Annotated in this window: 20 protein-coding genes and 1 pseudogene; 9 read left to right on the forward strand and 12 right to left on the reverse strand. The window is 68.3% G+C overall.

Annotated elements, in window-relative coordinates; translation table 11 throughout:
• Window positions 1-241: 241 nt before the first annotated feature.
• The 5 genes from ACFVV1_RS03710 to ACFVV1_RS03730 all read left to right on the forward strand — a co-directional run bounded on the left by ACFVV1_RS03710 (window position 242) and on the right by ACFVV1_RS03730 (window position 3,891).
• On the forward strand, window positions 242-481 hold the full coding sequence (locus tag ACFVV1_RS03710; RefSeq protein WP_389983969.1) for a hypothetical protein: 240 nt from the start codon (window positions 242-244) through the stop codon (window positions 479-481).
• Window positions 478-1,614, forward strand: coding sequence for a hypothetical protein (locus tag ACFVV1_RS03715; protein ID WP_389983972.1), 1,137 nt, complete (start codon window positions 478-480; stop codon window positions 1,612-1,614). Before ACFVV1_RS03710 ends, ACFVV1_RS03715 begins: the two co-directional genes overlap by 4 nt.
• A complete protein-coding gene (locus ACFVV1_RS03720) occupies window positions 1,599-2,360 on the forward strand; it encodes an SDR family NAD(P)-dependent oxidoreductase (protein ID WP_389983975.1) in 762 nt (253 codons plus the stop codon). The genes ACFVV1_RS03715 and ACFVV1_RS03720 overlap by 16 nt, the downstream gene beginning before the upstream one ends.
• Complete coding sequence (locus ACFVV1_RS03725) at window positions 2,353-2,949, forward strand: histidine phosphatase family protein (RefSeq protein ID WP_389983978.1); 597 nt, start codon at window positions 2,353-2,355, stop codon at window positions 2,947-2,949. The genes ACFVV1_RS03720 and ACFVV1_RS03725 overlap by 8 nt, the downstream gene beginning before the upstream one ends.
• 168 nt (window positions 2,950-3,117) lie before the next feature.
• Window positions 3,118-3,891, forward strand: a complete 774-nt coding sequence (locus ACFVV1_RS03730) for a hypothetical protein (RefSeq protein ID WP_389983981.1) — start codon at window positions 3,118-3,120, stop codon at window positions 3,889-3,891.
• Window positions 3,892-4,342: 451 nt separating this feature from the next.
• Here the strand turns inward: ACFVV1_RS03730 and ACFVV1_RS03735 are convergent, their stop codons facing one another.
• The 6 genes from ACFVV1_RS03735 to ACFVV1_RS03760 all read right to left on the reverse strand — a co-directional run bounded on the left by ACFVV1_RS03735 (window position 4,343) and on the right by ACFVV1_RS03760 (window position 7,531).
• A complete protein-coding gene (locus tag ACFVV1_RS03735) occupies window positions 4,343-4,702 on the reverse strand; it encodes a hypothetical protein (protein ID WP_389983984.1) in 360 nt (119 codons plus the stop codon).
• Window positions 4,699-5,310: a DUF6232 family protein gene (locus ACFVV1_RS03740; protein WP_389983987.1), complete on the reverse strand. Its 612-nt coding sequence runs from the start codon at window positions 5,308-5,310 to the stop codon at window positions 4,699-4,701. The genes ACFVV1_RS03735 and ACFVV1_RS03740 overlap by 4 nt, the downstream gene beginning before the upstream one ends.
• A gap of 481 nt (window positions 5,311-5,791) precedes the next feature.
• Complete coding sequence (locus tag ACFVV1_RS03745) at window positions 5,792-6,112, reverse strand: hypothetical protein (RefSeq protein WP_389983990.1); 321 nt, start codon at window positions 6,110-6,112, stop codon at window positions 5,792-5,794.
• A 17-nt stretch (window positions 6,113-6,129) separates the two neighbouring features.
• Window positions 6,130-6,483, reverse strand: coding sequence for a VOC family protein (locus ACFVV1_RS03750; RefSeq protein WP_389983993.1), 354 nt, complete (start codon window positions 6,481-6,483; stop codon window positions 6,130-6,132).
• A 47-nt stretch (window positions 6,484-6,530) separates the two neighbouring features.
• Window positions 6,531-7,184, reverse strand: coding sequence for a hypothetical protein (locus ACFVV1_RS03755; RefSeq protein ID WP_389983996.1), 654 nt, complete (start codon window positions 7,182-7,184; stop codon window positions 6,531-6,533).
• 74 nt (window positions 7,185-7,258) lie between these two features.
• On the reverse strand, window positions 7,259-7,531 hold the full coding sequence (locus tag ACFVV1_RS03760) for an integrase (RefSeq protein WP_389983999.1): 273 nt from the start codon (window positions 7,529-7,531) through the stop codon (window positions 7,259-7,261).
• Between the two features lie 320 nt (window positions 7,532-7,851).
• On the opposite strand from ACFVV1_RS03760, the gene ACFVV1_RS03765 reads away from it, so the two are divergent.
• Window positions 7,852-9,330: a hypothetical protein gene (locus tag ACFVV1_RS03765; RefSeq protein ID WP_389984002.1), complete on the forward strand. Its 1,479-nt coding sequence runs from the start codon at window positions 7,852-7,854 to the stop codon at window positions 9,328-9,330.
• A gap of 252 nt (window positions 9,331-9,582) precedes the next feature.
• On the opposite strand, the gene ACFVV1_RS03770 is transcribed toward ACFVV1_RS03765, so the two are convergent.
• Window positions 9,583-10,035: a tyrosine-type recombinase/integrase gene (locus ACFVV1_RS03770; protein ID WP_389984005.1), complete on the reverse strand. Its 453-nt coding sequence runs from the start codon at window positions 10,033-10,035 to the stop codon at window positions 9,583-9,585.
• On the opposite strand from ACFVV1_RS03770, the pseudogene ACFVV1_RS03775 reads away from it, so the two are divergent.
• Together ACFVV1_RS03775 and ACFVV1_RS03780 are read left to right on the forward strand one after the other, a co-directional pair.
• Window positions 9,964-10,165: pseudogene (locus ACFVV1_RS03775) on the forward strand (HNH endonuclease); the annotation flags it as partial. The gene ACFVV1_RS03770 and the pseudogene ACFVV1_RS03775 sit on opposite strands and share 72 nt — an antisense overlap.
• Window positions 10,166-10,817: 652 nt before the next feature.
• Complete coding sequence (locus tag ACFVV1_RS03780) at window positions 10,818-14,252, forward strand: hypothetical protein (protein ID WP_389984008.1); 3,435 nt, start codon at window positions 10,818-10,820, stop codon at window positions 14,250-14,252.
• Between the two features lie 72 nt (window positions 14,253-14,324).
• Here ACFVV1_RS03780 and ACFVV1_RS03785 read toward each other — a convergent pair whose 3' ends face one another.
• Window positions 14,325-14,774, reverse strand: coding sequence for a hypothetical protein (locus ACFVV1_RS03785; protein WP_389985179.1), 450 nt, complete (start codon window positions 14,772-14,774; stop codon window positions 14,325-14,327).
• Here ACFVV1_RS03785 and ACFVV1_RS03790 point away from each other — a divergent pair.
• Window positions 14,673-15,074, forward strand: coding sequence for a hypothetical protein (locus tag ACFVV1_RS03790; RefSeq protein ID WP_389984011.1), 402 nt, complete (start codon window positions 14,673-14,675; stop codon window positions 15,072-15,074). The two genes, ACFVV1_RS03785 and ACFVV1_RS03790, sit on opposite strands and share 102 nt — an antisense overlap.
• Here ACFVV1_RS03790 and ACFVV1_RS03795 read toward each other — a convergent pair.
• The 4 genes from ACFVV1_RS03795 to ACFVV1_RS03810 form a co-directional block, all read right to left on the reverse strand.
• On the reverse strand, window positions 15,010-15,423 hold the full coding sequence (locus ACFVV1_RS03795) for a DNA-binding protein (protein WP_366133204.1): 414 nt from the start codon (window positions 15,421-15,423) through the stop codon (window positions 15,010-15,012). The two genes, ACFVV1_RS03790 and ACFVV1_RS03795, sit on opposite strands and share 65 nt — an antisense overlap.
• The gene (locus tag ACFVV1_RS03800; RefSeq protein ID WP_030973973.1) at window positions 15,405-15,689 is read right to left on the reverse strand and encodes a hypothetical protein; all 285 of its coding nucleotides are present in this window, start codon (window positions 15,687-15,689) and stop codon (window positions 15,405-15,407) included. The genes ACFVV1_RS03795 and ACFVV1_RS03800 overlap by 19 nt, the downstream gene beginning before the upstream one ends.
• 424 nt (window positions 15,690-16,113) lie before the next feature.
• Window positions 16,114-16,287 (reverse strand): hypothetical protein, encoded by a 174-nt coding sequence (locus ACFVV1_RS03805; protein WP_389984016.1) that lies wholly within the window; start codon window positions 16,285-16,287, stop codon window positions 16,114-16,116.
• Between the two features lie 456 nt (window positions 16,288-16,743).
• Complete coding sequence (locus ACFVV1_RS03810) at window positions 16,744-17,277, reverse strand: hypothetical protein (protein WP_389984019.1); 534 nt, start codon at window positions 17,275-17,277, stop codon at window positions 16,744-16,746.
• Window positions 17,278-17,411 lie beyond the last annotated feature (134 nt).

Consider the following 17,411-nt stretch of genomic DNA (forward strand, 5'->3'; position numbering starts at 1 on the left):
GGCCCGGCAAAGACCGTCCCACTCCCATTCCAGCCCGCTACACTCTCCACGCCCAAGCCGTTGACCAGCGCTAATGGAGAAGTCCGGCTGGAGTACTAGTTGGATCAGTACGCGCTAGCTGATCACCATGGCGCGGCAAGCCTGTCGATAGAGCCTTGAAAGGCGACACTCGGCCGTAGCATCGGAGCTCCGCGCCTCCCGCGCGGCGCCAATCCAGCCACCGGTGCCAGGAGCAAGCTCTGTGGACGGCAGCAGCCCGCCGGTCGTCGGCCTGTACGCGCGCCACAGCCACAGCAAGTGGCGCACCGGCCTGCCGCACCACCACGCCGTCGCCACCGACCTGTCCGACCGCATGCACCAGGGCGACCTCTGCCCCGTCCGCGACGTCATCGCCCCGGACACGAACATCCACATGGATGCCTTCTCGCCCGCCGCGCTGGCCCAAGTCTGCCTCGAACTGCTCAACGGGGTGAGGCAATGACCATCCAGAGCCCCTTCCGACTCGGTCCGGTACGGCGCTTCACCTGCAACCTGCTCTGCCCCGTCGACCTCCTCGGCCGCCCGCTGCTCCTGAAGTACACCCGCGACCCGGCCGAGGCCCGCGAGGAGATCCGCGGCCACGCCCACCTGGCCCAGCACTACCGCGTCCCCGTCCTCCACGCCCACCTGCGCGTGCCGGGCGGGCACCTCCTCGCGTACGAACGTCTCCCCGGCGGCACCGACCAGGGCCTCCTGCTCGACCTCCTCAACGCGGACGAGCCGAGCGGCGACCTCCACACCTACATGGACCAACTCACGGCCGCTTACCGCGCGGTCATCCTCGCGACGGCATGGCCGGCCGATCCGGCGCACGTCGTCCGCAAGCTGTACTGGGACCGAGCGGCACCCAGTGGCCGCCTCGACACGTACTACGCCGGCAAGGACTTCCTGATCGCCGACGGCCTCATCGACGCCCCGGTCTCCCGCCTCGGCACCTACACCCTGAGCATCAACGGTCGCCGGCACCACCTGGCCTGGGCCGCCACCCTCCGCTGGCTCCGCTCCCACTTCACCACCGCCGAGCCGGTCTGGGCAGCCCTCACCCAGGGCGACCCCACCGACGTCAACCTTGCCCACCCACTCGCCTGGTTCGACTACGACACCGCAGGGATGAACAGCATCCCCGGCGAGTTCGCGAACTTCCTCTGGTACGCCTCCGCCCTCGGCGGCTGGCTCGTCCCCACGTACAACCCGACCGCCTTCGCCGACCACACCGCCACCTTCACCCACGTCCCGGCCAACGCGCCCGAACTCCGACGAGCGGCCGTCGACCCCACCACCAGCACCATCCACATCGACTACACCCCGCGCCTCTCGGCGCCCCGGCGAGCCGCCGTGACCGCGTACTGGAACCAGCTCGTACGGCCGATCGCGGACCGCCTCTGGCCCGGTGCGGACCTGGCGAACCTGCTCCGTCCCTACGTGGCCATGCGCATCCTCGGCGTCTACAACCTGGCCGACCTGGCCCCCGAGGACCGGCTCGTCCTTCTCGCCCGGCTCGCCGAGGCCATGAGCCCCACCTTCGACCCCATCACCTACTTCTGCCCGCTGGAGTCGCCATGCCCGGCCCCTTGAACGGCCGCACCGCCCTGGTCACCGGAGCCACCAGTGGCATCGGCTCGGCCATCGCCCGCCGACTCGCCACCGACGGAGCCACCGTCGCCCTCGCCCGTCTCCACGACGACCAGGCCGCAGCCGAGCTCGCCACCCATATCGCCGACAGCGGCGGCACCGCCATCTCTCTGGCGGCCGACCTCCGCGACGCCAAGGCCGTGCGCGCCCTCTGCCACCAGGCCCACGACCAGGTCGGCCCGATCGACATCCTGGTCAGCAACGCCGGCGCCTACCCCCGCCGCCCCTGGCCTGAGATGACGCCCACCCACTGGGACGATGCGCTGGCCACCAACCTGACCAGCCACTACCTCCTCGCCCACGAGCTCACCCCCGCCATGACGGCCGCCGGCTGGGGCCGGATCATCACCATCGGTTCCGTCCTCGCCACTGCAGGCCGCCACGACCTCACTGGCTACATCAGCGCGAAGGCCGGCCTCGAAGGACTCACCCGTGCCCTCGCCCGCGAACTCGGCCCCGGCGGCATCACCGCGAACTGCGTCGCCCCCGGCTCCATCCGCGTTCTCGCCGAGGACACCGTCGTCGACGACCCTGAGGCCATGAGCGCCCGGCAGCTCGCCCGCCAGTGCGTCCAACGCCGGGGCCGCCCGGACGATGTCGCCGCGGCCGTCGCCTTCCTCGCCACCGACGACGCCGGCTTCATCACTGGCCAGACCCTGCGCGTGGACGGAGGCTGGATTCTTGGCTGACATCTGGCTCATGCGCCACGGCGCCTACGAAGGCCACCGCCCCGGCTACCACGCCCCGCACGAGGCCACTCTCACGCAGGAGGGCCGCGACCAGGTACGCCGCTCCCTCCCCCTCCCCGAGGGCATCACCGCGATCGTCACCAGCCCGATCCCCCGCGCCCGCCAGACCGCCACCCTCGTCTCGTACCTCACGGGCCTGCCGATCGTGGCCACCTCCTGCCTCCTCGCCGAATGGCGCGCCCCGAGCATCGTCCTCGGCCGCACCGCCGAGACCTACCCGCCGGCCTACCGCGCCTGGCGAGCCCGCCGCCTCGCCAACCCCTCCCTACGCTGCGAAGACGGCGAAAGCCTCACCGACCTCCACACCCGCGCCCGCCACTGCGCCGTCTTCCTCCACCACACCGCCCAACTCCACGGCCCCCTCCTGGCCGTCTCCCACACCCTTCTCCTCGGCGTCCTCACCCATCTCCCAGAAGGCCCTGCCGCCTTCACCACCGCCGCGAAAACGCCCTGGCAGTTCGCCGACCGCCGCCTGTTCACTACTTATCAACCGGCAGCGCCGCGCCCTCCCGGGCCCGGCCGCCACTAGGTCCCGGACTGCGACGACTGCGACTTCGGCGCCCCGGCCCCGAACCGAGGAAACTACCGTGCAACCACGAATCTCCAGCTCACAGCCATCAACTGAGATCTCCATCGATCACAGGGCAGTTCAACCTTCCCTCTACCTGGTATCAGAGACCGGTGCCACCCTGACTGCATGAACTACGCCGACCTGCTTCTGCCTGAGCCCGGCCAATACACCAATGAGAAGCAGCTCGCCGAAACCGTCCTCGGCAAGCTGAGGCCGCACTTCCACATTCAGCGCGAAGTCCCCGGACGGCACCCGACCGGCAAGGCCCTGCGTCTGGACGCCGTTCTCCGGCCTCGTGACCCTGGGTCGTGGTTCGACAACGACCCGGTTTTCGGAGTCGAGTTCAAGCTCCCGTCCAACTCCAACGGGTACCGCGACGACGCCGCACAGATCCGCCAGGCTGCCGACTACACCTACTGCGAGTTCGATGGCTATGGCCGCCTCGGGATATTTCTGTGCCTTTCCCCAGTCCTGAGGAAGCTGCAGAGCGCTCAAGATGTCATGGCTCGCCATACGAACCGCGGTATCGAGGAGGACACGATCGAGTATCACCGCAAGCGGGTTGCGTCGTTTTGGCGTGCGAGAGGGCGGGTGTTCACTGACGCTGAGTTATACGCCGAGGCACGGACAGAGCGGTGGAAGGCGAGGAAACGCCTGGAGGCGATCGAAGCTGGTGCTCGCGCTGAAGGGTTCAGCAGTGCTACCCACCGCGAACAGCATCGTCTTCTGGACCAGGCCGGGTTCCTGGTCCGGATGATGGGTGGGTTCGGCGTCGGGGAGCTGATGTTGCATCGCACCTTCGGCTGGACCCTGCTCCGCTCAGGAGATCGGCTGTGGAGTCAGCTGGGTGAGCCCGTCCGACGCCGTACCAGTCTCCGGCCCCGGCTCGGATCGCAGTAGAGGTAGCCACCGGCGGCTCCGCCGCCTTGGTGTATTCCGCATAGATCGGTTGGCCGGCGTGACCGGACAAAGGGGTGGCTCGTTCACCATGGCGGGTCGCCTAGTGACGGCCTCGGTCCAGCTGACGTGGCCCGTGACCATGTTCAGCGCTCACGACCTGAAGACGCCTTGCGACATCACTCCAGTCGACTCGTCTGACCACACCCCAGCGGGCGACGGGTCACGGGGCCGCCGCCGGATGGGAATCGCGTGACTCGCCGCCAAGCAGCCCCGCAGCCTGACGCCCGACGGCGTGCAGGTCCTCGGTAGAACGCTCAAGACCAAACCAGACAACGTGTCGGCCGATGCGAGGACGCTTCAAGGAGTCCAGCACGTGAACGCACGAACGACATCGCCGCAGCAGCTGCCCCGAGCTCGGTCCCGACGCCGCTAGCCGGTAGCCGATGTCGTCCTACTGCGCACCCAGCAGTTCGAGGATCTTGTTGACCGCATCGAGGACCGGCTGGCCGACGACGCCGACCGTCGCGGCGATGCCTGCGATGGCCATCAGAGCGCGGTGTCTGTCCTGCGGCGGCGCGCCGTCGTCGGCGCTGATGTCCGCCAGGGATTCATCGATGGCCTGGGCGCTCGCCGACGGAACCCGGTCGCGGAGTTCCTCGACCAGCTGGAGCAGTTCCTCAACGGCCGACTGCAGTGCGGGAGACACCGCTGCGGCGTCGTCGGCCACGGCCTGGTTCTTGACGATGCCGGTGTTGCCCCGCCCGCCGTGCATGTTCACGTTGTCGCCGAAGTAGTAGCTGTCGCCGCTCATGCGCTCGCCATCCCAACGTTTCCGGTGCCGCCGTACATGTTGACGTTGTCCCCGAAGTAGTAGTTCTTGGGGCTGATCGTGATGCTCTCCACCTTCACCTGGAACTCGGTTTCGGGATTCTCGATCGCGTGGGCGATGTAGCCGACGAGCTGGTTCAGGTGTTCCCGGTTGGCGCTGGTCACGACCGCGGTGGACGGGCCGGACGTTTCGACGGCAAGTACGTAGTGCGACTGCGCCGTCAATACGGAGATCAGCTCCACGACGAAGTAGATCAGCCCAGCCACCGTGACGTACCAGACGAAGGTAATAATGCCGCCGCCCACGTCCTCACTCCCTATGGTGGCCACGGCGCCGAGGATCGTGAGGGCAATCGCGACCGCCAGCGTGATCGCGACGTTCCTGCAGAAGCGGACGATGGCTTCCTTGCGCCTGGGGTGGATGGTGAGCGTGTACACCCGCGCGATGTTCTGCAGCGGATAGGCGGCGCCGCCGACCCACAGCAGCCGCTTGCTGACCCGCAGATCTACGTCGACGCCGCGTGAGAGCGGTGGCACCGGGGGCGGGGGCGGGGCGTTCCACGGCCGCTCCGCCGGATCTGTTGGCTCCATGCCGTTCCCCCTGAGGTTGATGCAATGCCAACTACACGTAGAACAACATAAACCACGTGGTACGCGTTCACTGCAAGCCTGTGAGCATCGTCAAGTAGGCTGCGATTTGGGAGAATTGGCGGCCTCAAAGAGAGGAAGGTCCTGGCGACCGGTGTACGTCGGATCCTGACCGTCCCCGCCGCTGGCACCCTCACATCCAGCAACAGTGCCCCCAGCAATTGATCACGGGCCCGCTCGCGGGGGCTCTCTCCCCTCTACGGTGCGTACCACGCGAGCACTCGCTCATCCGAGAACACCAGGGTTGGGAGGGCCTGCGGGCATCGAACACGGCAGCGGGAGGAGTCGGCGATGAGGATGGACCGGTCCGCAGTTGCTGCGGACCATCAGCGACATCCGCGTAGTCCGCGAGCCGCTATCAGCCTTGCGTCCGCTGTCCGAGCATGGACGCGCAGGTCCCCTTTCGTGCTCCTGCCGGTCAGCCTCACACGAGGCCGGTGGTGGCGAAGTCGCGGGCGGAGAGGTTCTGCTGGCTGATGACCTGGCCGTCGCGGAAGACGGCCAGGAGCAGGCGCCAGTTCTCGCAGGTCCAGTCACCTCGTGCCCACCAGTGGTTCTGCACGACGCTCCTGGCCCGCTCGGTCGGCGGCGCGAAGGCCCAGGGCTGCGGGAAGTACACGGCGCCGTCGGGGACGACTCCGTCGGCGGCCACCTGAGCGAGGGCGTCGAGCTCGTCGTCCGAGGGGAGACGCAGAACGAGTTCGGGGGTGGTGAGCTGGAGGGCTGTGAGTGGCCAGTGGCGCATGGGTTGGCTCCGAGGGTTCAGGGCCCGTCGAGTCCGAAGACGGTGCCGAACGGGTCGATGAGCTGGCAGATGCGCCGTCCGGGCTCCACATCGAGGGGGCCGCGGTGATGGGTGCAGCCCGCTTCCAGGAGGCGCTTGCGTTCGGTGTCGAGGTCCTCAACGGACCAGTACGGGACGGTGCTTCGCCCGTGGGCGTTGGCCATGGGGGACGCGGGGTGGAAGCCGAACTCGAGTCCGTCGAGGTCGAGCCAGGCGTAGACGGAGGTGCCGTTGATGTCGAGCTTGACCTCAGCTTCGAAGATCTCGCCCCACCAGCGGGCGGCAGCTTCGGGATCGTCGACGAAGACCATGACGGTTCGGATACCGCGCACTTGGGATTCTCCTTGCGTTGGAAAGTGGCACGGTACCGCCGGGATGGTCACTCGTGGGCGCCGTGCAGGGAATGCAGACCGGTGGCGGCGGCGAACGCCGTCAGGGCGCGTATGAGGTCGGAGTCGTTCCACTGGGCGCCGAGTTCGCGTACGTGGTGCAGGTAGGCGTGGCGTACCCAGCGCGGGGTTGGATGTCCTTTCTGGTCCGCCATGTGGGCAAGGGTGATCAGATCGGGCAGCCCGGTGATGTCCGGGCGGAGGGTTTCTGCGTCGATGAGGGCGAGGTGTCCGTCGGCGCGGCGGCGGATGTGTTCCGGCTTGAGGTCCAGGTGGCCGAGCGGTACGTGGCCGGGTGCATGGGCGTCGGTGACGAGCTGGAGGAGTCGGCGCCAGTCGTCGGGGCGGTTGATCCAGTCGGGGGATGGGGCACCGAGGGCGCTTCTGGCATGCCAGCGGGCCATGGTTTCGGCGACCTCGGGCTGCCAGTGGGCGGAGACGGTGTGGATGAGGGCGACCGACCGGACCAGTTCATCGAAGGCGTCGGTGCCCGCGAGCATGACGGCCTCGTCAAGGTGGTCGACCAGCAGGGTGCGGGAGGTGTCACAGGCGCCGGTGGAGCACCGGCAGGACGTTCTCGTCGGCCAGGAGTTCGTATGCGAGGACTTCGCCGAGGTAGCCGGAGTGATGGCTGGGACAGCCATCTGAATGGTGGGCGCGAGGAGCCGTCGCTCGGACCTTCTGCGCTCGGAGCGACGGCTTCCTCTGTTGACCGTGATCAGGCAGCAGGCGACTCGTCGCGCGCGTTCCAAAGGAGGCCGCCGATATTGTCGGCGGTGTCCTTGAGCACCTGGTCCGTCATGTGCTGGTGGTGCCGGCGCATGCGGGCGGGCTGACCGGGCTCCCAGCCCATGATCGCGTCCCCCACGGTCTCCGGAACTTCGAGGATGAGCAGGACTGCGCCTGCGGTGTGACGGGCGTCATGGAGTCGGCCGTCACGGATGCCCGCCGCCTTGAGGAGAGCCTTCCACTGGTGGTGGTCACCCCTCATAAGCGAGTACCGCCACGACGAGCCAACCCACCACTGTCGACGGGCGGCCCCAGTTGCCGAGGCACTGAACCCCCAGACGAACAGCAGGACGGGAGTGAGCCCGTGTACACATCCGACGTCGCCTCCACCGGTCTCTCAGAGTCCGTCACAGCATCCCCCTAATAGTCCTGGGGGCCCCCTACACGGCGCCGTCCTAACGTTCCTCGAAGAGGGCTGGCCGAATACCGACCTGAGCCCTTCGTGCGCACTTGTTTGCGCTCCCCTGCACTGTCCTACGGTCCTCCAGCTCACGCCACACCACATCGATAGAAGGGCTGCCGGTGCAGAAGGACGAATCCAAAGCCGTCGCCGAGATCCTCCACGAGCTGAGCACCACCTCCCACGTCCAGGTCCGCTCATCGCCCGAGCTCGCCGCCCAGGTCGCCAAGGCTGCGTCAGACGAGGACGAGAAGCGGATGGAGGACGGGCGGAGCCCTCTTCGCCGGCGTACCGACTACAGAGCCGTCCGGGCAGCGCCGCGATCACTGACACTCACACCCTGGCAGGTCATCCACGCCATCGGCCTCGGAGCCGCTTCGGCCCGCCAAGGTGCGGGGCGAGGACTCGCCGAGCACTGGGGCAGCCTGCGCTACAGCCAGGCCCTGGAAGCCAACCGCGGCCGTTACCTGCAGCTCTCGTCCGAAGGGCGCGATCTCCTGCGCTTCTACAAGGCCACCCAGTCCGGAGAAATCGGCACCGGCTTCGCCTCTCTTTTGGCCGAGAAGCTGGTCAGGTCCCGCTACCCCGACCACTCGGTCTCCGTGATCCCGGCGGACATCGCTCTGAAGGCCGGCTGGACCCTACGCAGCTCTGGTACCGGCACTCGCCCGGAGCCGCTACAGCGACGGCCCCACTTCTTCGTCGAAGCCTGGCAACCAGGCCAGCCGTCCAAGGTCCTTCTCCTCTCCTCCAAGGGCACCCACAGCAGCGTTCACCAGGTACAGAAGCAGCTCGGTACGGCTAGCGCCCACGTAGAGTCCGTGCACATTGGGCCATACGGCACAGTCCCGTACCTGCTCATCGGAACCGAGATCCCCACCACGGAGAGCCTTGCCGTGCACATCCTGGAGGCGCCGGGTACGACCGTCCTCCGCCCGTCCAGAGAGACATCAGAAGCCGGCCTGGATCTCGCCCTGGAGCAGGGGAACCGTATGGCCGACATCGTGCGGCCCACGGACCGCGGAGAGACGATCGTCCCCGGGTTCCAGGTACTGCCCGACTCCTTTGCCTGGTTCAGCGTCGTGCTGGCACGGACGGAAGCAGCCACGCTCACGGCCTTCACCGGAGGTGGCAAACCCACCGCCCAGTACCTGACCAAGGAACAAGGCCGACGCCACTTCCAGCACGATGTCCACGCCAACACGGCCGGGCTGCGAGATGCGGAGCACCGCATCCACGACATCGACTTCGTCGGTACCGACCACATCTACCGCCTCAATGGCACCCGCATAGAGGCATTTTCCGGGCTCAAGAAGAGCCTCTACACGCACCTCCACCACGGGCGCGTCAATGAATACCGAAGTGAGGTACACGCCCTACGAGGGCAGTGGCCGGACCGCAGCACATCAGAGCAGTGGAACGCGGTGTCCATCCGCCCCGACGGAACCGTGATGGCGATCCGACTCCAGGACGGTGACCCAGCAGCCAGCGTCAACTGCCGATCGGTCCTGGTAGCGCCTACTCGGGGGCACACAAAGCTGCAGCGGGGCTGGTCAAGAGGCGGCCGTGCCGACGGGGCGGCCTCGGCGGCCCTGCCCTGATGGTCTCAGTTCTGGTCTCGTTCGCCCCCGTCCAGCAACGTCCACCGGACGCCCCGCCTCTCATTCCGGCGCAGGTCAGGACGCCGATGGCTCACCCCGGACCCCCAGACGAACATTTGGAAAGCGTGTTGGGGGCAACCCCTCACGAGTTCGAATCTCGTATCCTCCGCCATTGCTCTCACCGGGCAATACGTCGAAGGCCCCCACTGCTTGCAGCGGGGGCCTTCGACGTTCCTAGTCTCATCTGCAGTCTCAACGAGACTCTTCGGAGTCCTCCGAGCCGCTGTCGTCAGCGTCGTTGGCCAGGATGCCGCCCGTCACGTGCTGGTACCGGACCGCCATCGCCGTGGACGACCAGCCCATGATCTGCATCACTACCCGTTCGGGGACACCGAGGATGAGCAGAACCGTCGCCGCGGTGTGCCGCGCATCGTGCAGGCGCCCATCCCGGACCTTGGCATCGGCAAGCAGCCGCTTCCACACGTCGTAGTCCGTACTCGGCACCAGCGGCTCGCCCACGGGGGAAGTGAAGTCGAACCCCGACTCGCGCCAATCCTCCCCAGCGATCGCCCGCTCGCGTTCCTGCTCCCTACGGTGGAGTTCGAGCAGCCTCACCAGTTCATCGGGAACGACTTCGACTTCGAGGAGGCCTACGGCGACCGCGGAAGCGGCTACATCGAGTGCCACCACGTCGTTCCCCTGCATGAGGCCGACGAAGGCCGGACCAAGCTCAGCGATCTCGCTCTCACACTGTGCAAACTGCCACCGTATGATCCACCGCCGTGCTCCCTGGCCGACGCCGAAGGAACTGAGGAGCCTCGTCCAGAGCCGCCGGAACACCAGGGCGGACGTCCCTTCCCAGCGCGACACAGAAGCCGTCGAACCTGTCGCGGGCCCGGCTTGGCCTTCCACGCCCATGCCCCATCCGTGGCTGATCAGGCGGGACGAGCTGCTTCACGAACGCGTCACCCGAGACGAGATGCTGGAGCACTGGCTGTACGGGTAAGGCGTGCACTTCGCGTTCGGCTGCACCAGTCCGCACCAGATCGGCACCAGACAGGGCGGTAAACCGGGTCGACGCGGACAAGGGGATGCCGGCCGCGGAACGGGAGAAAACCCTCATTCGCGCAGGTCACACACGAGATCACGGCGGAACGGTCGGTTCTTTGTTGCTCGGGACCGGTCCAGGCGCCTCGTATCGCAACAGGGCGTGCGTACTCCTACATGCGTGACAACTGGCGCCCTATTACGGCCGGGTGCAGGACGCCACACCAACGCACCGTTCCCCGGCACCCATTGGGTCGTCGAGTCACCGAAGCCGGTGACCTCCGGTCACGGATCGGTCGGCCTACGCCATGTGTCATACAACCGTCTGGGCCTCTTGGCGGTCATGCACCCCGAACCTGTGATCTCCTGGGGGTTTCATGTCGTACCACCCGCGTGCGGAAGGCAGATCCGGAACCGGATGGCCGCACGCCACCGCTCTGATGGCCACGCTGGCCATCCTGCTCTCGCTGCTGGTGCCGGTCGGCGCCGGCACCGCGTGGGCCGCCGGAACCGAGGAATGCGCACCTCTCCCGCTCGCCTCCATCGGCGGCACCGGGGAAGAGGCCATGGGCAAGGCGACGGTTCCGGCCAATGGGTCCGTCTGCTTCACCGTCAATGTCCAGCAGCCCGGTATGCACCGCGTCCTCACCGGCAACGACCGGACGTACGCGCACGTCTACGACGGTGCGCAGGAAGTCCAGTGCGAGGACCAGACGGTCTCGTACTACAGCGGCTGGTGCGACCTGCCCCGGACGGGCGCGTACACGATCCGGATCCCCAACTACTGGGACGAGGACCAGGCGAACACCCTCGCCGTCGTGCCCCTCGGCGCCGCCACCGCCGACTGCGCCGGGGAAGCGATCCACACGCCCTTCACCTCGCCCCACGTCACCGGTACCGTTCCCGACCCGTTCACGGTCCGGTGCCACGGCCTCGTGGCCAGGGCCGGTGAGCGGATCCGCCTCGATCCGCAGACGTACGACACGGCCGTCGAAGCGTGGATCACCGACGAGAGTGGCGCCCCGCTCTGCCCGGCCTTCAGCGGGGACGGCAATCCGGGCTGCGTCCTGCGCGGTGACGGCCCGTACCGGGTGCTGGTGCGTGTCGCGAAGTCGCCGCAGGGCTACCCCGGCGCGTACGCCCTCGGGGCGCGCAGGCTGTCGGACCCGGTCGGCTGCGCCACCGTGCCCGTCAACGCCTACGGTTCCGCTGCGACCGTCGTGGACCCGGCCGTCGACTGCAAGGTCTTCAGGGCCTCGACGGCCGGCCGCTACGACGTGTACGGCGTGGGGCCGAACGGCTACCGGTCCGCCATGCCCCTGTACGACAGCGCCGGGCGCACGGTCTGCCGGGGGAACACCTGCACCGTTCCGGCCGACGGTGACTACACGATCCTGACCGACGAGACGACGCTCGTCCTCGACCGGAGGTCCACCGCCGGCTGCCGGCCCGCGCGCCTCGGCGTCAACGACGGAGCGTGGGTCTCGGGCGCCGCGGTGGACTGCCTGACACTGCCTCTGCCCCAGGGCGCCCGCATGGCCGCTCTCACGGCGTACACCGGTTTCGCGGCGACCCCGGACGTCACCGTCGTCAACGCCGACGGCGACACCCTGTGCTCCGGCTCCAGCCTCGCGTGCGCCCTCACCGGACCGGCCCCTTACCGCGCCCTCGTGTCCCACGGCAGCGGCAACGCGGGAAACAAGACGTACCGCGTCGCGTTCCACCGTACGGACCCGGCCGGGAGCGGCTGCCAGGTCTTCCCCGCAGGTGACTTCACCGCCGCGACCGCGTCCGCGCGGCTGCGCACGGGCGCCGGCGCCGACGGGTTCTCGTACTGCCTGGCCATCCCCGCGGACGGGCACAGCGCCGTCGAGAACTTCCAGATGCGGACCGTCGCCGAAACGAACGGCGCCATGTTCTGGGTCCTCGACGCCGCGGGCAAGCAGGCCTGCTCCATGAACGCTTCGGCCGCTTCGGCCCCCACGACCTGGACCACTTGCCGCCTCACCCCCGGGGCCGCGTACACCGCGCTCTTCCGGGGCCGTGACGCCACCGCCGAACACACCCTGGTCCGCCGTGACGTCACCGGGACCGCCAAGGGCTGCACGCCCACTCCGGCGACCACCGTCAACGGCCCCGCGACGCCGGGCGTCCCCGGGGAGCCGGGCACCCTGGTGTGCCACCAGGTCACCACGGCCGACCCGGCCGACGTCCTGCACCTCGATGTGCGCGACGCGCTCGGCACCACCAACATCCTGGCGCACGGCGCCGACGGCGCCGTCACCACGTGCACCAACCGGAACAGGAGCTGCGCGGTCACCGGCTCAACCCGGTACCAGGTGCTGCTGACCGTCCCGTCGTCCCAGAAGGCCGCCGACTCGTACCGGCTCGACGCCCTGCGCATCGCCACGGCCGCCGGCCCGTCGCCGGAGTGCGTGAAGGTCCCGAACATCACGTACGGATACGGGCCGTTCTCCGGCACGCTGGACGAGCAGCACACGGCGTTCTGCGCCCAGCTGCCCACCTCGTACCACGACACCTTCGCCGTCAAGGTGAGCGACACGAACGGCGCGGCCACTACCGCCGTGCCCGCCCTGTACGAGACCGACCTGGACAACGCCTGCGCCGCCGCGTCCGGCGGCGAGAGCCGCTGCAGTCTGAACGGGTCGTACAGCACCCAGGTCGTCCCGACCCTCTTCGTCCTCGGCCTGCCCGAGAAGGCGTCCCAGACGTCCTACAAGGCGGAGCTGGTCTGCTCGACGACCTGTGGCCCCGAGAAGTACAGCGTCACCGGCGTCACCCCGACCACGGGCGTCACCGGCACCAAGGTGACCGTCAACGTGTCGGGCTCGGCCCTGCACGAGGGCGACAAGGTCCGGATCAGCTCCGGCGGCACGACGATCGAGTCGACCACCGTCTCGGTGGCGCCCGACCGCCGGACCCTCACGGCCACGCTCGACCTGACGAACGCGGCCACGGGCTCGTGGGCGCTCGGCGTCATCACGACCAACGGATGGCAGTACTTCAGCGGTCGGTTCACGGTCACCGCGCCCCAGCCGCCGGCCAACACCGCCGCCCCCACCATCGCGGGCACGGTCCGGGTCGGTACCGGTCTGGTCGCCCGGACCGGCACGTGGACGCCGACGCCGACGTCGTACACCTACCAGTGGAAGCTCGACGGCGTCGCCATCCCGGGCGCCACCGCCTCCTCGTACGTCCCGACCGCCGCCCAGCTGGGCAAGAAGCTGTCGGTCGCCGTCACCGCGCACCTCACCGGGGCCCCGTCCCGCACCGCGACCTCGGCGGCCACCACGGTCGCCCTGGGCGTCGCGCCGAAGGCCACGACACCGCCGGCGCTCGGCGCGACCCCCAAGGTCGGCACCCGGGTGTACGCCAAGGCCGGCGTCTGGACGCCGACGCCGACGTCGTACACCTACCAGTGGAGGCTCGACGGCGTCGCCATCGCGGGCGCCACCGCCTCCTCGTACGTCCCGACGGCCTCCCAGCTCGGCAAGAAGCTGTCGGTCACGGTGAAGGCCAACCGCACCGGCCACGCGAGCGGCGCGGCCGGGACGACGGCGATCGCCGTGGCCCGTGGTGTCGCCCCGAAGGCGACCACACTGCCGTCGGTCTCCGGCACGGCGAAGGTGGGCCGCACGCTCACCGCGAACCGCGGCACGTGGACGCCCACGCCGACGTCGTACGGCTACCAGTGGTACGCCAACGGCAAGGCCGTCACGGGCGCGACGAAGTCCACGTTCGTCCTCACCCGGGCGCAGCGCAGTCTGCGGATCACCGTCAAGGTGACCGCCCTCCGCACGGGCCACTCCAGCGGCTACGCGTACAGCAAAGCGACGGCCGTGGTCGTCGCCTGACGCACGGGCGATGAGCGCGGCCAGGGCCCCGGGCACGGGCGATCGTGCCCGGGGCCTTTCCCGTTCCCGTGTTCACGTAAGTGACGACGGAGCCGTCCGCCGGCTGGAAGAGGTCTTCACGCCGTTTAGGGGCTGCGGGGCGTGCGGGGCCGCCGCGAAGCCCGGCGGAGCGTGCGCACACGCCGACATGCGCGCGGTCCAGGGGCCCATACGGTGAGAGGGCAATCCGCCGACGCACTGGGTTCCCCCGTCGAGGGCGACGATGTCGAAGTTCGCCAGGACGGTGACCCTGCCCGTCGGGACGGCCGAGGCGGGGAACTGGGCAGGGGCGTAGTCGCCCGCGAGGCCGGCGGCGTGGGCGCCCAGGGGATTGAGGCGGAGTGCGGACAGGCCGTCGTAGCGGCTGAGCTGGTCCACTGCATGGACGGTGCCGGGGCGTGCCCGCCCGAGGACTGCGGCGGCGCCCCCGGCTACAGCGATCTCAAGGTGATCCTCGCCGACCCGGCCCATGAGGAACACCACGCCATGCTGGTGTGGCTCGGACTTCGGTCCGCCACGGATTCGCTCCTGCCCCTTTCGCGCCGGACGAGGCCAACGCGCGGCTGCTGCACCTCACGGCACCATGAAAGACGAGCTGTCCGGCCACGCAGCCGTTCACGGCCCTGGGTGCTGCCGACTGATCCACCGGCCCCGCCGCGCTCGGACAAGGACATACGGGCCGACCTTCAGTCCCCGGCGTTCGGGTCCTGGGCGTCGGCTACACGGCGACCAGGCGCACTCTGTCGCCGCAGAGCTTCGTCATGTCGTCGATGTCCGAGGTGAGCATGACGACCGGGCGGCGCTGACGCAGCGCCGTCTCGGCCACGGCAGCGTCGATGGCGTATTTGTGACCATGCAGCCCGGCGTTGATCAGCATGGCTGAGGCGGCCTTGGCCTCCTCGTCGCCGATGTGCACGATTCGAACGCCGGACAGGACCCAGGCGAGCCGCGCCTTGTCTGTCCGGCGATGCACCGCTTCGATGATGGTGAGTGCGCTGATGACCACCTCCATGCCCCGCTTGCGGGCTTCGGCGATGAGGGCGACGACGGGCTCGTGATCACTGACGAACTTCGACAGGCCCTCGCAGTCGAGAACGAGGGTGCCTTCGTGGCTCAGCTTGCGGCGGGCCACTGCCCCTCCTCGGCGAACACCTCGTCGAAGACCCGGCGTGCCCGCTCCTGCTCGTGCTCGGAGATCGGCCCCTGACGGCGTTCGTAGTCGGCCAGGTACTCATCCAAGATCTGACCGCGCAGCTCGCGCTCCACCGCTTCGGTGATGAACGCGGAGAACTCACGCTTGCCGACCCGTCGGCGAATCGCCTCCGCCGTCCCCTCGGGGAGGGAGAGACTGACCCTGGTGGCCGGTCCTTCGCCGACGCTGTAAGGAATTTCGCTCATGGAACCGACATTATCAAACAAGTAGGAATTTCGCCGCACAGCATCCGCCGGACGACGCGAGCCACCCATCCGGCACCTCGTGGTCTCAGTTCTGGTCTCGTTCGCCTACATTCAGCCGCGTCCGGACGCCGCTGAACAGTCCAATCCGCCCCAGGTCAGGACGCCCCTGTCCCTCCCCGAACCCCCAAACGAACATGTGGAAAGCATGTTGGGGGCAACCCCTCACGAGTTCGAATCTCGTATCCTCCGCCATTGCTCTCACCGGGCAATACGTTGAAGGGCCCCGCTGCTTGCAGCGGGGCCCTTCAACGTATGTGGTCTCAGTTTTGGTCTCAGTTGGCGGCAACCTGACAGATCCACCAGACCCTGAGGACAGACAGGCGCTTACTGCGGGGCCCTTCGACGTGCGTGGTCCCAGTTGCGGCTATAGCCCGTTGAGGACGGCCCGGCACACGTTGCAGTACATGGCTGCGTTCCACCCGTAGCGCTGCATCAGCCGACAGGTGAGGTCGATCTCCTGCTCGGCGATGGTGATCACGTCGTCCTCGTCTTCGGCCAGGGCCGCGGGAACAGGGGTCCTCTCGCCGACGATGTCCACTCACAGTGCGCGGTCGCCCGCCGACACCCACGTATGCCGACCTGCATGGCCGTTCCCTCGGCTGGGCGCGTGGACCGGGATGTCGTTCCCCCTCGCACTCCGCAGAAGCAGGTCCTCGATGTGGACGGGCTCCCGCTGCGGGAGGCACAGCGCGGGCCCGAACCGGTCCGCATGAATCGCGCCACAGTGTCTGGCGCCCTCGCTGATGAGGCAGTGACGCTCGCTGCTCGGTACGCATCCAGACTTCGAGGTGCCGGTATCCCCCGCGGATCACCATCTCCTTACCGTTGACGGCATCCGAGACGCTGCGCCGGTTGGCCGCGGGCACCTCGGCCTCGGCGTCTGGGCCGTAGCTCGTAGCGGTCTCAACCACACTCAGATGCGAGTCGCGCTCGGAGACGCGGGCGGTGATCTCGCGGACAGACCGGGACGGTCGGGTGCGGTCCGGGGCGCGCTCTATCGCTCGGCGTAGCGCAGGAACTGCCAGCCCAGCACGGCCAGAGCAAGCATCTGCGCGATGGAGACGATCAAGAGCAAAGGCTGGACAGCGCGAGAGCACCAGAATGCGATCACGCAGGTCATCGGCAATGCCAAGTACGTGAACAGATCGACAGCGGTTTGCAGACGCTTGCGCGTGGTGCGGCTTGCGTCACCGCGGTGGTAGACCTCCCAGCCGAACACGGCGCCGCGGGCATCACTGAGCTCGGCCAACCGCGGCCCCATTTGGTCGCGGATGTAGCGGGCGATCGCCGAGATCTTCTCGTCGTTGACCAGGTAGGTCCAGCCCAGAACCAGGCAGATCACGGGGACGGCGAGCAACACCTGAGCGTGCCTGTTCTGGACGGTTATCGCCAGGGCCGCAGTGGACGCGGCGAGCGTGACGTAGAGCAGGTTGTCACGGAATCCGATCCGAGCCTTCTGCTCCTCCTTTATTCGGTCGTACTCGGCGAGTAGCAGTCTGCTCTCGGTAATGTCCTCTGTGGCGGCCACGGCATCCCCAAACTCAAGTTGCGGCTGGGCTGAGGAGTGGGCGGACAGGACTCCGACAAAGTTGCGAGGTGCCCGAGTTGTCCAACTTGGGTGATCTCGCCTTTTCCAGCCCCCTGCCCGACCTCAAGACCCGG

Origin of the sequence: Streptomyces sp. NPDC058092 (assembly GCF_042884935.1) — a bacterium.
In the GTDB taxonomy this organism is placed as follows: Bacteria; Actinomycetota; Actinomycetes; order Streptomycetales; family Streptomycetaceae; genus Streptomyces.

Bases quoted from the DNA above. Each gene is read 5' to 3' on its own strand.
- ACFVV1_RS03715 (WP_389983972.1), top strand. From the start codon at position 478: ATGACCATCCAGAGCCCCTTCCGACTCGGTCCGGTACGGCGCTTCACC.
- ACFVV1_RS03720 (WP_389983975.1), top strand. From the start codon at position 1,599: ATGCCCGGCCCCTTGAACGGCCGCACCGCCCTGGTCACCGGAGCCACC.
- ACFVV1_RS03730 (WP_389983981.1), top strand. From the start codon at position 3,118: ATGAACTACGCCGACCTGCTTCTGCCTGAGCCCGGCCAATACACCAAT.
- ACFVV1_RS03735 (WP_389983984.1), bottom strand. From the start codon at position 4,702: ATGAGCGGCGACAGCTACTACTTCGGCGACAACGTGAACATGCACGGC.
- ACFVV1_RS03740 (WP_389983987.1), bottom strand. From the start codon at position 5,310: ATGGAGCCAACAGATCCGGCGGAGCGGCCGTGGAACGCCCCGCCCCCG.
- ACFVV1_RS03745 (WP_389983990.1), bottom strand. From the start codon at position 6,112: ATGCGCCACTGGCCACTCACAGCCCTCCAGCTCACCACCCCCGAACTC.
- ACFVV1_RS03755 (WP_389983996.1), bottom strand. From the start codon at position 7,184: ATGGCTGTCCCAGCCATCACTCCGGCTACCTCGGCGAAGTCCTCGCAT.
- ACFVV1_RS03760 (WP_389983999.1), bottom strand. From the start codon at position 7,531: ATGAGGGGTGACCACCACCAGTGGAAGGCTCTCCTCAAGGCGGCGGGC.
- ACFVV1_RS03770 (WP_389984005.1), bottom strand. From the start codon at position 10,035: ATGCAGGGGAACGACGTGGTGGCACTCGATGTAGCCGCTTCCGCGGTC.
- ACFVV1_RS03780 (WP_389984008.1), top strand. From the start codon at position 10,818: ATGGCCACGCTGGCCATCCTGCTCTCGCTGCTGGTGCCGGTCGGCGCC.
- ACFVV1_RS03790 (WP_389984011.1), top strand. From the start codon at position 14,673: ATGGACGGTGCCGGGGCGTGCCCGCCCGAGGACTGCGGCGGCGCCCCC.
- ACFVV1_RS03800 (WP_030973973.1), bottom strand. From the start codon at position 15,689: ATGAGCGAAATTCCTTACAGCGTCGGCGAAGGACCGGCCACCAGGGTC.